Annotated in this window: 15 protein-coding genes; 5 read left to right on the top strand and 10 right to left on the bottom strand. The window is 72.3% G+C overall.

The window, feature by feature from the left end:
* Positions 1-11 precede the first annotated feature (11 nt).
* The 4 genes from Q7L65_RS20780 to Q7L65_RS20765 all read right to left on the bottom strand — a co-directional run bounded on the left by Q7L65_RS20780 (position 12) and on the right by Q7L65_RS20765 (position 4,686).
* The gene (locus tag Q7L65_RS20780) at positions 12-497 is read right to left on the bottom strand and encodes a hypothetical protein (RefSeq protein ID WP_304724090.1); all 486 of its coding nucleotides are present in this window, start codon (positions 495-497) and stop codon (positions 12-14) included.
* 11 nt (positions 498-508) lie between these two features.
* Positions 509-1,363: a bifunctional methylenetetrahydrofolate dehydrogenase/methenyltetrahydrofolate cyclohydrolase FolD gene (folD, locus tag Q7L65_RS20775; protein ID WP_304724088.1), complete on the bottom strand. Its 855-nt coding sequence runs from the start codon at positions 1,361-1,363 to the stop codon at positions 509-511.
* Positions 1,364-1,394: 31 nt separating this feature from the next.
* Entirely contained in the window at positions 1,395-3,641 is a 2,247-nt protein-coding gene (locus Q7L65_RS20770; protein WP_304724086.1) for an ATP-dependent helicase, read from the bottom strand.
* Positions 3,642-3,732: 91 nt separating this feature from the next.
* The gene (locus Q7L65_RS20765) at positions 3,733-4,686 is read right to left on the bottom strand and encodes a polysaccharide deacetylase family protein (RefSeq protein WP_304724085.1); all 954 of its coding nucleotides are present in this window, start codon (positions 4,684-4,686) and stop codon (positions 3,733-3,735) included.
* A 109-nt stretch (positions 4,687-4,795) separates the two neighbouring features.
* Here Q7L65_RS20765 and Q7L65_RS20760 point away from each other — a divergent pair, with 109 nt between their 5' ends.
* Entirely contained in the window at positions 4,796-5,599 is an 804-nt protein-coding gene (locus Q7L65_RS20760) for a polyprenol monophosphomannose synthase (protein ID WP_304724083.1), read from the top strand.
* A 53-nt stretch (positions 5,600-5,652) separates the two neighbouring features.
* Here Q7L65_RS20760 and epsC read toward each other — a convergent pair whose 3' ends face one another.
* On the bottom strand, positions 5,653-6,414 hold the full coding sequence (gene epsC / locus Q7L65_RS20755) for a serine O-acetyltransferase EpsC (protein ID WP_304724081.1): 762 nt from the start codon (positions 6,412-6,414) through the stop codon (positions 5,653-5,655).
* A gap of 39 nt (positions 6,415-6,453) precedes the next feature.
* On the bottom strand, positions 6,454-7,383 hold the full coding sequence (cysK, locus tag Q7L65_RS20750; RefSeq protein ID WP_304724079.1) for a cysteine synthase A: 930 nt from the start codon (positions 7,381-7,383) through the stop codon (positions 6,454-6,456).
* 26 nt (positions 7,384-7,409) lie between these two features.
* Here cysK and Q7L65_RS20745 point away from each other — a divergent pair, with 26 nt between their 5' ends.
* Positions 7,410-8,072 carry an HAD family acid phosphatase gene (locus Q7L65_RS20745; RefSeq protein WP_304724077.1) on the top strand — a complete coding sequence of 221 codons (663 nt, stop codon included), beginning with the start codon at positions 7,410-7,412 and terminating at the stop codon, positions 8,070-8,072.
* A gap of 99 nt (positions 8,073-8,171) precedes the next feature.
* Positions 8,172-8,573 carry a hypothetical protein gene (locus Q7L65_RS20740; RefSeq protein WP_304724075.1) on the top strand — a complete coding sequence of 134 codons (402 nt, stop codon included), beginning with the start codon at positions 8,172-8,174 and terminating at the stop codon, positions 8,571-8,573.
* Positions 8,574-8,666: 93 nt separating this feature from the next.
* Here Q7L65_RS20740 and add read toward each other — a convergent pair whose 3' ends face one another.
* Positions 8,667-9,656: an adenosine deaminase gene (add, locus tag Q7L65_RS20735; RefSeq protein WP_304724073.1), complete on the bottom strand. Its 990-nt coding sequence runs from the start codon at positions 9,654-9,656 to the stop codon at positions 8,667-8,669.
* 59 nt (positions 9,657-9,715) lie between these two features.
* Here add and rsgA point away from each other — a divergent pair, with 59 nt between their 5' ends.
* On the top strand, positions 9,716-10,762 hold the full coding sequence (rsgA, locus tag Q7L65_RS20730; protein WP_304724071.1) for a ribosome small subunit-dependent GTPase A: 1,047 nt from the start codon (positions 9,716-9,718) through the stop codon (positions 10,760-10,762).
* Between the two features lie 29 nt (positions 10,763-10,791).
* On the opposite strand, the gene Q7L65_RS20725 is transcribed toward rsgA, so the two are convergent.
* Both Q7L65_RS20725 and Q7L65_RS20720 read right to left on the bottom strand, forming a co-directional pair.
* Positions 10,792-11,745 carry a hypothetical protein gene (locus tag Q7L65_RS20725; protein WP_304724069.1) on the bottom strand — a complete coding sequence of 318 codons (954 nt, stop codon included), beginning with the start codon at positions 11,743-11,745 and terminating at the stop codon, positions 10,792-10,794.
* 26 nt (positions 11,746-11,771) lie between these two features.
* Positions 11,772-12,164 carry an Rrf2 family transcriptional regulator gene (locus Q7L65_RS20720; protein ID WP_304724068.1) on the bottom strand — a complete coding sequence of 131 codons (393 nt, stop codon included), beginning with the start codon at positions 12,162-12,164 and terminating at the stop codon, positions 11,772-11,774.
* An 87-nt stretch (positions 12,165-12,251) separates the two neighbouring features.
* On the opposite strand from Q7L65_RS20720, the gene Q7L65_RS20715 reads away from it, so the two are divergent.
* Positions 12,252-12,581 carry a VanZ family protein gene (locus Q7L65_RS20715; protein WP_304724065.1) on the top strand — a complete coding sequence of 110 codons (330 nt, stop codon included), beginning with the start codon at positions 12,252-12,254 and terminating at the stop codon, positions 12,579-12,581.
* A gap of 55 nt (positions 12,582-12,636) precedes the next feature.
* On the opposite strand, the gene Q7L65_RS20710 is transcribed toward Q7L65_RS20715, so the two are convergent.
* A complete protein-coding gene (locus Q7L65_RS20710; RefSeq protein ID WP_304724064.1) occupies positions 12,637-13,704 on the bottom strand; it encodes an HDOD domain-containing protein in 1,068 nt (355 codons plus the stop codon).
* Positions 13,705-13,871 lie beyond the last annotated feature (167 nt).

Below are 13,871 nucleotides of genomic sequence, written 5' to 3'. Positions count from 1 at the left end.
GCCGCCGCCGGCTACTGGCTGAGGGTGCGGTGCTGGACCGGAACGTCCGCGATCGGACCGCCCTCGATCCGCATCGACAGGTAGCCGCCGTACGTCGTGAGCGCGCAGGCGAAGAGGCCGATCCAGGCGCCGACATCGACGTCGACGAACTCGTTCGGCCCGGGCTCGTTGATCACGACGCGGTAGGCGACGAAGACGGTCGTGACGAACGCGAGCGCGGTCAGGACCGGCGCCCACGCGGACGAGAACGCCGGCGTCTGCTGCGTCAGCGTCGCGACGAACAGGATCAGCGCCGCGAGGATCGTCAGCAGCATGAACCAGCGCAGGACCGAGTGGGTGTGCCAGCCGTTGGCCGACAGATCGACGGAGCCGCGCGTGAAAAAGGCGCCGCCGCCGACGCTGTACCAGTCGAGCAGGAAGAGCGAGAGCAGCAGCAGCACGCCGCCCGCCCCCGCGATCCACTCGCCGAGCCGCACGCGTTTGAGGTCGATCGTCATCGGCGGCGAGGCTACACGCCGCGCTGCAGGCGCGCGGCGATGAGGGTGTTGCGCAGCAGCAGCGCGATCGTCATCGGCCCGACGCCGCCCGGGACGGGCGTCAGCAGGCCGGCGACCTCGCGCACGGCGTCGAAGTCGACGTCGCCGACGAGGCCGTCGTCGGTGCGGTTGATGCCCACGTCGACCACGGCCGCGCCGGGCTTGACGGCGTCGGCGCCAAGCAGGCGCGGGACGCCGACGGCCGCGATCAGCACGTCCGCGCGGCGCGTGACCGCGTTGAGGTCGCGGGTGCGCGAGTGGCAGATCGTGACGGTCGCGTTGCGCTGCAGCAGCAGCTGCGCGACCGGCTTGCCGACGAGGTCGGAGCGGCCGACGACGACCGCCTCTGCCCCCTCCAGCGGCACCTCGTGGTGGTCGAGCAGCTCGATCACGCCGGACGGGGTGCACGGCCGCAGGCCCGGGACGCCCTGGACGAGCCGGCCGGCGCTGACGGCGGTGAGCCCGTCGACGTCCTTGTCGGGCGAGATCAGCTCGACCAGCAGGTTCGCGTCGAGGTGGCGCGGGACCGGCAGCTGCAGCAGGATCCCGCTGACCTGCGGGTCGGCGTTCAGCTCCTGCAACTGCGCGACGACGTCCTCCTGCGCGACGTCGGCCAGCAGGTGACGGTGGAGGTCGGCGATGCCGGCCTCGACGCACGCTCTGCGCTTGTTCGCGACGTAGACCGCGGAGGCCGGGTCGTCGCCGACGAGGACGGTCGCGAGACCGGGCACGACGCCCGTCTCGGCAGTGAATGCGGCGACGTCCGCGGCGACCTGGTCGCGGACCTGGCGGGCGATCGCTCTGCCGTCGATGATGGTGGCTGCCATGCGGCGCCGGATCCTATCGGCGACGAGCCGATCAGCGCTTCTCGATCGGGGCGAGGTCCGCCACGAGCTTGCGCTCGGAGCGGTCTCTCGCGAAGCGGATCACGACGATCCCGCCCCCCTCGACCGCCGTCACGACGCCCTCGCCGAAGGCCGCGTGGACGACGTCGTCGCCGAGCCGGTACTCGGTCGAGCCGGTCCCGCCGCCCGCGCCGCTGTCCCAGCCCCCGCCGGGGATCGGGCCGCTGCCGAGCGGCGACAGGTTCGGCGAGGACCCCCACGTCGTCGCGCGCTCGCGCACGCTGCCGACGCCGAAGGCCGGCCGCTCGTTGCGGTCCGTCAGCCCAACCGGGATCTCGTCGACGAAGCGGCTGCGGGCGCCGAACGAGCGCGAGCCGAAGACCGCGCGTGTGCGGGCGTAGGTCATGTAGAGATCGCGCTGGGCGCGCGTTATGCCGACGTAGGCGAGGCGCCGCTCCTCCTCCAGGCCGCCCTCCTCGATCGCGCGCTGGTGCGGGAAGATCCCCTCCTCGCAGCCGAGCAGGAAGACGATCGGGTACTCGAGCCCCTTCGCGTTGTGCAGCGTCATCAGCGTCACGAGGCCGACGTCGTCTCTGCGGCCGTCGGCGTCGGCGACGAGCGCGATCTGCTGCAGGAAGCCCGCCAGCGACGGCGGCTCCTCGCGCAGGTCGGTCGTCGCGTCGTACTCCGCCGCGACGTTGACGAGCTCCTCGAGGTTCTCGGTGCGACCCTGCGCCTCGATCGTGCGCTCTGCCTCCAGCGCGTCGAGGTAGCCGGACTCGGCCAGCACCTCTCTCAGCAGCTCGGCGACCGGCGGGTTCGCGGCGGCGCGCTCGCCGAGCACGCGCATCGAGCCCATGAAGCGGTGGAAGGCCTTTCTCGCGGCGGTGCCGAGCCCGGGCACGGAGTCGGGCTCCAGCGCCGCCTCCCAGATCGTGATGCCGGCCGTGTTCGCCCACGATATGACGCGCGACAGCGACGTCTGCCCGATCCCGCGCCGCGGCGAGTTGGCGATCCGCGTGAACGCGACGACGTCCTGCGGGTTGACGAGCATCGTCAGGTACGCGACCGCGTCCTTGATCTCGGCGCGCTCGTAGAACTTCGTCCCGCCGATCACCTGGTAGCCGATCTGCGCCCGCACGAGCGTGTCCTCCAGCACCCGCGACTGCGCGTTGGTGCGGTAGAAGACCGCCAGCTCCGCGCGCGAGACCCCCTCGTCGACGAGCCGCTCGATCTCCCCCGCGACGAACCGCGCCTCCGCGTGCTCGTCCTCCAGCTCCCGCACCTTGATCGGATCCCCGATCCCGAGATCGGTCCAGAGGTCCTTCTCGCGCTGGCCGCGGTTGTTGCGGATGACCGCGTTGGCGGCATCGAGGATCGTCTGCGTCGAGCGGTAGTTCTGCTCCAGCTTGATGACGACGGCCTCGGGGAAGTCGTCCTCGAAGTTGAGGATGTTGCGGATGTCGGCACCGCGGAACCCGTAGATCGACTGGCTGTCATCGCCGACCACCGCCAGGTTTCTGTGCTCCCCCGCGATCAGCTGGAGCCAGCGGTACTGGACGTGGTTGGTGTCCTGGTACTCGTCGACGAGCACGTGGCGGAAGGCGCGGGCGTAGCGTTCGCGGACCTCGGGGAACAGCTCCATCAGGTTGACCGCGCGTACCAGCAGGTCGTCGAAGTCCATCGCGTTCATGCGATGCAGCTCGGCCTCGTAGAGCTTGTAGACGTCGGCGACGGTCTGCTCGAAGAAGGAGCCGACGAGTCTGCCGTAGCCCTCCGCGTCACGCAGCTTGTTCTTCGCGTCGGAGATCTCGTGGTGGATCGCGCCCGGGGTGAAGCGCTTCGGGTCGATGTCGAGCTCGTCGATGCAACGCTTGACGAGGCGGCGCGCGTCGGACTGGTCGTAGATCGTGAACTGGCGCGTGTAGCCGAGCCGGTGCGCGTCGGCGCGCAGCATCCGCGCGCAGGCGGCGTGGAAGGTCATCACCCACATCGCGCGCGTGCGGCGCCCGACCAGCAGCTCGACGCGCTCGCGCATCTCCTGCGCGGCCTTGTTCGTGAACGTGATCGCGAGGATCTCGTCCGGGCGCGCCTGGCCCGTGCCGACGAGGTAGGCGATCCGGTGGGTCAGCACGCGCGTCTTGCCCGAGCCGGCGCCCGCGAGGATCAGCAGCGGCCCCTCGCCGTGCACGACGGCCTCGCGCTGGGGCTCGTTGAGCCCCGCGAGCAGCGCATCGAGATCTGCGACGTGGGCGGACATCTGTTCGACGATAGCGAGCGGGCGCGACGGTGCGCCCGCGGGTGCGGCAGCGCGCGGCGACGCGGCGCGACGGCCGCGCGGCCGCGTCGGCTCAGCCCGCGCCGCTGGGGTTGAAGCCGGGCGGCAGGCCCTGGTCGTCGGCCGACGGCGGGTTGTCGAGCAGCAGCCGCGGCACCGTCACGAATCTGTAGCCCGCTCTACGCAGCTGCGGCACGATCTGCTGAACCGCCGCGATCGTCTGCGTGCGGTCGCCGCCACCGTCGTGCATCAGCACGATCGCGCCCGGATGTATCGCCGAGACGACGTTCTGAACGATCCGGTCGACCCCCGGCTTCGTGTAGTCCTCGCTGTCGACCGACCACAGCACCGACAGCATTCTGAGGCTGCCGAGGACCGCGTGGGTCGTCTGGTTGTAGGAGCCGTAGGGCGGGCGGAAGAGGCGCGGATAGGGCGCGCCGGCGTCCTCTATCACCTGCGCGGCGCCGGCCGCCTGCGCGCGCTGGTCGGCCTCCGACAGCGACGCGAACGCGGGATGGTCCATCGAGTGGTCGTCGATCGGCACGCCGGCGTCGATCAGCCGCTTCACCGCATTGGGGTACTCGGGCACGTTCCTGCCGAGCATGAAGAAGGTCGCCGGCACGCGCAGTCTCTCCAGCAGGTCGAGCAGCGCCTCGGTGTCCTGCCCCGGGCCGTCGTCGAACGTCAGCGCTATCTGTCTCGTCTGCTTGCCGCCCATGCGGATGAACGGCGTTCTGTCGAGCGCTCTGTCGATCGCGGCGTTCTCGGCCGCGCGCTGCTCCAGCGACAGCGAGCCCCTGCCCGCGCCCGCGAGCATTCTCAGATGGCCGTACCAGCCGATCTTCGTCGCCGCGGTCGCGACGCCGCCGGAGTCGCTGCCGGCACCGGCGCCCGCGACCATGCCGAGGATCAGCGCCAGCCCCGCCAGTCCGGCCAGCAGGGTCACGCGCCGGCGGCGGTAGCGCAGCTGCCGCGGGGTCGGGCGGGCCGGTCCTCGGATCAGCCTGAGCAGGTCCTCGAGTCGCATACGACACACGGGATCATCGCGAATCGGCCGGATGTCCGCGCTCCGGGCCGTCGATCCGTCCATGCTGAAGCCACACTCCGGGGACCGGTCCACTAAGCTTCGCCGCCGCATGGCACCAGCTGTCTGGGTCATCGTGCCCACCTACAACGAAGCCGGTTCGATCCAGCTGCTGCTGCCCTTGGTCGCGCAGCAGCTCGCGCTCGCCGCACCGGGCGATCACCGCATCCTCGTCGTCGACGACGGTTCGCCGGACGGCACCGGAGCGATCGCCGAGCGGCTCGGCGAGGAGCTGGGCGGGATCGTCGAGGTGCTGCACCGCAAGGAGAAGAACGGGCTCGGGCGCGCGTACCTGGCCGGCTTCGCCCACGCGCTCGCGGCCGGCGCGCAGTTCGTCTGCGAGATGGACGCCGACCTGTCGCACGACCCGCAGTACCTGCCGGCGCTGCTGAGCGCCGCCAGAGACGCCGACGTCGTGCTCGGCTCGCGCTACGTGCCGGGCGGCGGCGTCAGCGACTGGGGTCCGCTGCGGCGCCTGATCAGCCGCGGCGGCTCGACCTACGCGAGGACGGTGCTGCGACTCCCGCAGCGCGATCTCACCGGCGGCTTCAAGTGCATGCGGCGCGAGGTGCTGGAGGCGATCGAGCTGGACAGCGTGCGCTCGCAGGGCTACGTCTTCCAGATCGAGATCACCTACCGCGCCGTGCTCGCGGGCTTCCGCGTCACCGAGGTCCCCATAGTCTTCAGAGACCGCACGATCGGCACGAGCAAGATGTCGGCCTCGATCGCGCTGGAAGCGATGTGGCGCGTGCCGCAGCTGCGCAGCAGCGCACCGGCCGCCCTGGCACGCGTGACGGCCGGCGACGCGGCCGCGACCGCCACGCCCGCGTCCGACGGCGCGGCGAACGCCTCCTAGCCGGACGACTCTCGCGCCGGCCGCCGGCCGGATCCGGCCCGCTCTCGCGCCGCTCAGCCGCCGGCCGGATTCGGCCCGCGCGCGGGCCGCACCTGCGGCAGCTCCGGCTCCGGCTCACGCTTGCCGCGCGCGTCGGCGCCGTTGTCGCCGGCCTGCTCGCTGACGGCCCGCTCCAGCGCGCCGATGCGGCTCGCGAGCCCCTTGATCGCGTCCGCGACCGGATCCGGCAGGTGGACCCAGTCGGCGTCGGGGCCCTCGGGCCGCTTGCCGTCGATCCGCACCGGGTGGCCGGGGTTGCCGACGACGGTCGAGTTCGGCGGCACGTCGTGGATCACGACCGTGTTGGCGCCGATCTTCGAGCCGTGGCCGATCGTGATCGGGCCGAGCAGCTTCGCGCCCGAGCCGATCGTGACGTTGTCCTCGACGGTCGGGTGGCGCTTGCCGGTCGCGAAGCCGGTGCCGCCGAGCGTGACGCCCTGATAGAGCGTCACGTCGTCGCCGATCACCGCGGTCTCGCCGACGACGACGCCCATCCCGTGGTCGATGAAGAAGCCGGAGCCGATCTTCGCCGCCGGATGGATCTCGATCCCCGTCAGCGCGCGCGAGAAGCCGGCTATGACGCGCGGCACGATCGGCACGCCCGCCTCGAACAGCGCGTGCGCGACGCGATGGGCGAGCACGGCGTGGACGCCGGGCCAGATCGCGAGCACCTCGGCGGGCCCGACACCGCGCGCGGCGGGGTCGCGCTCCTGTGCGGCGCGCACGTCCCTGCGAATCTCGCCTGCGACGCGTGCGAGCGTGCGGAATCCGGCCATGACCAACAGCGTAGTCGAGCGCGCGCAGGCCGCCGCGGTCTACGGTGCGAAGAACGGCGTCGAGACGTAGCGCTCGCCGGAGTCCGGCAGGATCGTGACGATCCGCTTGCCTCTCGATGCGGGCCGCTTGGCGACCTCCAGCGCGCCCCAGACGGCCGCCCCGCAGGATATGCCGGCGAGCACGCCCTCACGGCTGGCGAGCAGGCGGGCGGTGCGGATCGCGTCCTCGTCGTCGACCGCGATCACCTCGTCCAGCAGCGCGCGGTTGAGCACGGGCGGCGCGAAGCCGGCGCCGATCCCCTGGATCTTGTGCGGCCCGGGCAGGCGCCCCGACAGCACCGCCGAGGTGCGCGGTTCGACCGCGATCACCTGCAGCTGCGGGTTGCGCTCGCGCAGGAACTCGCCGGTGCCGGTGATCGTGCCGCCGGTGCCGACGCCGGCGACCAGCACGTCAACGCGCCCGTCCATCGTCTCCCAGATCTCGGGACCGGTCGTGCGGAAGTGCGCGGCCGGGTTGGCCGGGTTGCTGAACTGGTCCGGCAGGAAGACCTCGTCGCTTCTGGCCATCGCGCGGGCGGCGTCGACGGCCTCGTTCATGCCGCCGAGCGACTCCGTGATCTCGAAGCGCGCGCCGTACAGGCGCAGGAGCCCTTCGCGCTCGCGGCTCATCCCCTGCGGCAGCGTCAGCACGAGGTCGTAGCCCTTCGCGGCGCAGACGAACGCGAGCGCGATCCCGGTGTTGCCGCTGGTCGCCTCGACGATCGTCGTGCGGCCCGGCTCGATCAGCCCGTCGCGCTCGGCCGCCTCGATCATCGCGACGCCGATGCGGTCCTTGACGGAGCCGCCGGGGTTGAACGCCTCCAGCTTGCCGAAGACGTCCGCGTGCAAACCCTCGGGCGCGATCCGGGTCAGCTGGACCATCGGCGTGCGCCCAACGTGGTCGGCAATGTTGATCGGAATTCGCGGCATTGCGCGAGGAACCATAATGGTCTGCCATGTCGACATCCGCACGGACGCTTGCGATCGCCGCGCTTCTGACCCTCGGGGTGGCCGTCGCGCCCGGTGTCGGAGCCGACCGCATCGGGCCCAACGCGCAGGAGATCGATCAGATCGAAGCGCAGTACGAGGGCACCTACGCCGGCGAAGTCACCGAGGCGACGAAGCAGGCGAGAACGTATCTGCGCCAGCGCGTCAGACGCGCCGCAGATCCAGCCAGACTCGTCGCGGTCTTCGACGTCGACGAGACCGCGATCACGTCCTACGAGTGCATCAAGCGCGGCAGATTCAGATGGGCGCGCAGAAACGCCTGCGTCGTGCTCGACCCGCATCCGCCGATCCCGCAGGTGCTGGAGCTGTACCGCTTCGTGCGGCGCACCGGGGTGACGATCGTCTTCATCAGCGACCGCCCCGACTACGTCCGCAGACAGACGCTGCAGCAACTGCGGGCGGCCGGCTATCGCGGCAGATACCAGCTGTTCCTGCGCCCCACCCGCGACAGACGCGAATCGGTGCGGCCGTTCAAGTCCGGCGTGCGCAAGCGACTGGAGCGCGGCGGGCAGGTGATCACGCTCAACATCGGCGACCAGTACGCCGACTGCGAGCTCGGCGCCTGCGGCACGTTCTTCAAGCTGCCGAACGGGATGTACTCGAACCGGTAGCGCGCGTCGACGGCGCTGTGAGTGAGGTCACAGACCCCTTGCGCACGCAACGATCGCGCGCATACTGCGATTTCGGTACCTCGATCCTCCTCGCTCGCCATGACCCTCATCTCCATCGCCTCGACCCTCGCGATCGTGCTCGGCTTCGCCGGCACGGTGCCGCACATCCGCACGATGGTGCGCACGCGCTCGTCGGACGGCCAGTCGCCGACCGGCTGGCTGATCGGCATCGCCGTCAACGTCATCACGGGCTACGTCAACCTCGCGGGCCTCGGCGCCGTGCTGCTCGGCGTCGGCAACGTCGTCGCCGGCACGTTCGCCGCGGTCGCGCTCGCCTGCGTGATCCGCTACCGGCAGCCGGTCGCGTCGATGCCCGCCGTCGCCGTCGCGACCGACGCGCCCGCGCTCACGACCGTGCACGAGCTGCCGACCGGCGAGTTCACCGTCATCAAGCAGCTCGTCGACGAAGAGCACGCGCGCCGCGAGGCCGTCGCGGCGTAGCGGACGACGCGCCCGGCGGCCGCGCTCGGCCGACCGACGCGTACGCGGCCCGCGCGACGGCGCAGCCGCCCGCGCATGCGCGGCGCGCGCCGCTCACCCTCCCCACGCGTACGCGTCGCCGAGCGCCCGCAGCCGCTGCTTCAGCTCCGGCTCGCAGAGCGCGCCGGCGACGCCGGCGTCGAACAGCGCCCGCGGATCGGCGCCGAGCGAGCGGGCCGCCGCGTGCTCGTCGCCCAGCTCGCAGGCGAAGAAGGTCGGGTCGTCGGTGTTGACCGTGAACGGCACGCCGGCGGCGATCAGCTGCGGCAGCTGATGATGCGCGACGTCGGGCACGACGCCGAGGCAGACGTTCGACAACACGCAGACGTCGAGCACCAGCCGGCGGTCGGCCAGCTCGCGCAGCAGGCCGGGGTCCTCGACCGCGCGCACGCCGTGGCGGATGCGATCGGCGTGCAGCGCGTCGAGCGCGCCGCGGACCGACTCCGAGCCGGCGACCTCGCCGGCGTGCGGGACGGAGCCGATCCCGCCGGCGCGCGCGATCTCGAAGGCGGGCCCGTACGGCTCGGGCGGCCACTGCGCCTCCGGGCCGCCGAGCCCGAGCCCGACGACGCCGCGGTCCTTGTAGCGGACGGCCAGCTCGGCGGTCGCCTTCGCCACGTCGAGGTCGACGCTGCGGGTGATGTCGGGCGTCAGGCGGACCTCGATCCCGAGCTCCTCGCGCGCCTGCTGGACGCCGTCGGTGAAGCCTGCGAAGACGGTCTCCATCGCGATCCCGGAGGAGACCTTGTCGGTCGGCGAGAAGATCCCCTCCAGGTAGACCGCGCCGTGCGACTGCGCGCGGCGGGCGTAGTCGACGACCAGCTCGCGGTAGTCGCGCTCGGTCTGCAGCGCCGGCGTCGTCGCGAACCACGAGCGGATGAAGTGGTCGAAGTCGCGAAAGCGCATGAACTCGAGCAGCTCCTGCGGCGTCTGGACCGGCAGCGCGAAGCCGTTGCGCGCCGCAGCCGCGAACAGCAGCTCGGGTGAGACCGCACCCTCGAGGTGGACGTGCAGCTCGATCTTCGGGTAGTCGTCGGCGCTCATGCGCGGATTCTGACAGCGGCCGCCCGGCCGCTCGCCGGGCGCGTGTCAAGATCCCCACCGTGACGCTCTTCCCCGCTGGCATCGGCCGCCGCGACGACCTCGGCACAGATCTGCGCGCGGCCTGCGACGCCCTCGACGAAGAGGCGCTGATCCCCGCGCGCGTGCTGTCGCAGCACAGCGGCGTCTGGCTGGTGGCCGAGCCCGACGCGCTCGAGCCGCGGCTCGTGCACGCCCGCGCGAAGCTGAGAGAGGAGGCCGACGGCCCGCCCGTCACCGGCGACTGGGTCGCGCTCGACGACGGCGACGCGATCGCCGCTGTGCTGCCGCGCCACGGCGTCGTCGTGCGGCGCGCGGTCGGCGAGGGCCGGGCCGAGCGCCAGGTGCTGGCGGCGAACGTCGAGCTGGCGCTCGTCGCCGAGCCGCTGCCCGAGCCCAACGAGCGCCGCGCCGAGCGGCTCGTCGCGATCGCCGGCGCCGGCGACGTGCCGGTCGCGCTGCTGCTGACGAAGTCCGACCTCGACCCCGAGGCCGACGCGACCGCGCTGCGGCTGGCGCGCGAGATCGGCGTGCCGGACGCGATCGCCGTCAGTGTCCGCACCGGCGACGGCATCGGCGCGGTGCGCAGCCTGCTGCCGCCGGGCGCGACGGCGGTCCTGCTGGGTCCCTCGGGCGCCGGCAAGTCGACGCTCGTCAACGCGCTGCTGGGCGAGGAGCGCCAGGCGACCGGCGAGGTGCGCGAGTCCGACAGACGCGGCCGCCACACGACGGTCACGCGCGAGCTGCTGTCGCTGCCCAACGGCGGCCTGCTGATCGACACCCCCGGCATGCGCGAGGTCGGCATGTGGGACGGCGGCGTCGACGACACCTTCGAGGACGTCGTCGAGCTGGCGCTCGCCTGCCGCTTCTCCGACTGCCAGCACGACACCGAGCCGGGCTGCGCGGTGCGCGAAGTGGTCCCGCCCGAGCGCCTGGAAGCTTGGCGCAAGCTCGCCAGAGAGCAGGCCTGGGTCGACGACAGACGCGCCGCCGCCCGCAACCGCGAAAGACTCGGCCGCTCCCTGCGCGGCGTCCAGCGCGACGCCAGGTGGGTGAAGGGCGACGAGTAGGACGGACGGGAGCGACGACGCCCGCCGGGTCAGCGCGGCGCGCAGCCGGCAAGACGCGACGACCACGACCACGTGCCGTAGTCGGAGCGGCCGTGCGCGGGCTCGGTCACGCCGTTCAGCGTCCGCAGACCCGCGCCGGCGCGGAACGCGACGATGCGGTGGCGGCTCGCGCCCGGCGCGAGCGCCCGCAGGACGGCGTCGACACGCGTGGCCGGCGGTGCGGCGAAGGCCGCGCGCAGGCGCTCCCCGTCGACCTCGACGCCGTCGGCGAGCGGGACGTCCGGCGCGAGCTGCTGCAGCAGCTCCAGCGCCGCGATCGGCTCCGCGCAGACGAGCAGGGTCGCCAGCGCCGCGCCGACGTGGACGACCGGCGCCGTCGCCGGGGCCCCGTCGCGGCGAATCTCGCACGCCGCCGCGAGCGTCGCCGGCTCGATTGTCCAGTTCGGGCGCGCACCCAGCCGCGCAAGGTGCACGACGGCCTCAGGCCGGCGGCGGAACCCATCGGGATCGACCAAGCGGACGCAGCGTCTCGCAAGGTCCCCGGTCGGGTCCTCGATGCGACCGTCGAGCCCGAGCTTCGCCGCCCGCACCGTCAGCACGGGATCGCTCCAGGCGCCGCCAGCGCCGCGACCGTGCGGGATGACGCGCAGCGTCTGAAGCGAGCCGTCGACGGCCCGCAGCTCGATGAGGTCGTGCCACGCCCGTCGGCGGAGATCTCCGCCCAAGCGCCGGCGCAGCTTCTGCGCCAGCTCCGCGGGCTCGCCCGGCCAGGTCAGCTCGATCCGCGCGGGTGTCCGCCCGTCGACGAGGTCGGGGAGCGCGTCGCCGATCACGGCGACGCCCTCGATCGCACCGGCCATCGCGGGCGCGCGCCGGCCGGTGCGGCCCGTCTCTGCCCGCGGATCGCTCGCGACCGCGAGCAGCCGCCGTCCGGTGGGGGTCGAGGCGAGCGTCGCGAGCGGGTTGCCGGCGATCGGGGTCACAGGGCCGTCGGAGGAGCCGCGACGGCTCAGATGTAGTACATCGCCGCGCCGGCGTCGCGCGCTTCGCGCTCGATCACGTCGGCGACGGTCGTCTGTTCGAGCACGGCGCGGGCGGCCGCGGCGGCTTGTTCGAAGACGCCCTCGGAGTCGGCGCCGAAGGAGCCGTCGAGCAGCTCGACGACTTCGAGCACCGTGATCTCGCTCGGCGCTCTCGCGAAGCTGTAGCCGCCCTTCACGCCGCGCTGGGATCTCAGCACGCCGGCGCGACGCAGGACCGCGAACAGCTGCTCGAGGAACTGGACCGGGATGTCGCGGCGGCGCGCCAGCTCCGCGATCGGGACGGGACCGGCCGCGCCGAGGCGGCCGAGCTCGGTCAGCGCGCGCAGCGCGTAGGGGGATTTAGTGGTGATCGAGATCATCGCGCGTTCCTTAGGATGACCGATGGTATGTCACAGGCGCGACGGCTCGCACACTGGACCGGTCGTCTTGGTCCACCACTCGCCCTGATGGGCGTCATCTACTACCTCTCGGCGCAGCCCAACCTCGGCACCGACCTCGGCTGGATCGACCTGGTCGGGCGCAAGTTCGTGCACATGTTCGAGTACGGCCTGCTGTGGCTGCTGTGGCTGCGCGCGCTCGGCTGGGACCGTCGCGCCGGCTGGATCGCGGCGGCGATTGCGATCGGCTATGCCGGCACGGACGAGTTTCACCAGACGTTCGTGTCCGGTCGTTCCGGAGCGCCACGCGACGTCGCGATCGACGCCGCCGGGGTTGCGGTTGCGGCCTTGCTGACCCATCTCGTGCGTTCGCGTCACCGGCTGCTGAGTGCCGCGTAGAGCCGCGCAGCGGCCCGTGGTGGGTCGGGTGACGGCCGCCGTGTCCGGCGCGCCACTAGATCCAGCCGCGTTCGGTCGCGATCAGGACAGCCTGGGCGCGGTCGACCGCGCCCAGCTTGCCGTAGATGTTGTGCAGGTGGGTGCGGACCGTGCTGGTCGACAGCTCCAGCTCGTGGGCGATCTGCTTGTAGACCTTGCCCTGCCCGAGGCGTCTGAGCACATCCGTCTCGCGCGTCGACAGCGGGCACGGGTCGAGCGCGCGCTGGCGGTTGGCGCCGGAGGAGTACGGCAGGTCGTACATCACCGCGCGCAGCTCCGCCGGGCCGATCCCGACCAGGCGCGCCGTCGACAGCATCTCGCTCGGGGAGACGGCCTCGCCATGGCCGTAGTGCGCCAGCATGTCCGCCAACCTCACGAGCGCCGCCTCGCCGTCGGCGTCGTCGCTGTGGTGGCGCTCGATCGTCGAGGCGATCGACTTCGGCAGGCCCCAGCGGCGCGCGAGCACGCCGCCGACGAGCGCGTGGTCGACGCCCAACTCGCGCCGCTCGCGGTGGATCCGCTCCTCCGGCGTTCTGGCGTCGCCGTGGACCTGCCTCGGGTAGCCCGGGTAGGCGTGGCTGAGCACGAGCTTGCCGATGTCGTGCAGCAGCGAGGTGACCATCAGGCGGTCGCGGTCCTCGTAGCCGAGCTCGGTCGCGAGCCGGTCGGCCGCGCGCTGCGTCGCGACGCCGTGCAGGCGGAAGCGCTCGGGCGTTCCCTCCCAGATGCCGCTGCGCTCGAAGAAGTCGAACGTGCGGGCGCGGCTCGCGAGCGCCTGCACGGCCGCCGGTGAGAGCACGCTGACGGCCTTCACGACGGAGTCGACTCTGCCCCGCGACCTGCCGTCGACGCGGTTGGCGAGCCGCAGCGTCGCGATCGCGAGCGCGACGTCGGACTCGACCGCCGCGACGATCTCGGCGGTCGGCGGCCTTTCCTGCGTGAACAGGCGCAGGACGCGGTTGCGCGACTCCGCCAGCACGGGGAAGGCTTCGAGCGCCTCGAAGGCGGCCGTCAGCCGACGCCCGTGCCCCTCGTTGTGGTGGCGCGGAAAACCGGCGTCGGTGGCGTTGGCCGGAGAGCTCAAGCTGGCGGTGAGTGTCGGTGGCGTCATGGCGTTCTCATGAGCCTCGGCCGCCTCATGCGTGCCGAGGGGATCGCCCAGCCCAGCCTGGTCAGCCGCTGTCCCGATCCGTTCAGGTTATCGGCATCCCAGGCCTTCGAGTTGAGGGCAACCGAGCTTGACAGACCGTC

Source organism: Conexibacter sp. CPCC 206217, assembly GCF_030646165.1.
Classification (GTDB): Bacteria; Actinomycetota; Thermoleophilia; order Solirubrobacterales; family Solirubrobacteraceae; genus Conexibacter.
The sequence above is the reverse complement of the archived record's forward strand: the minus strand, read 5'-3'. Positions and strand labels throughout refer to the sequence as shown.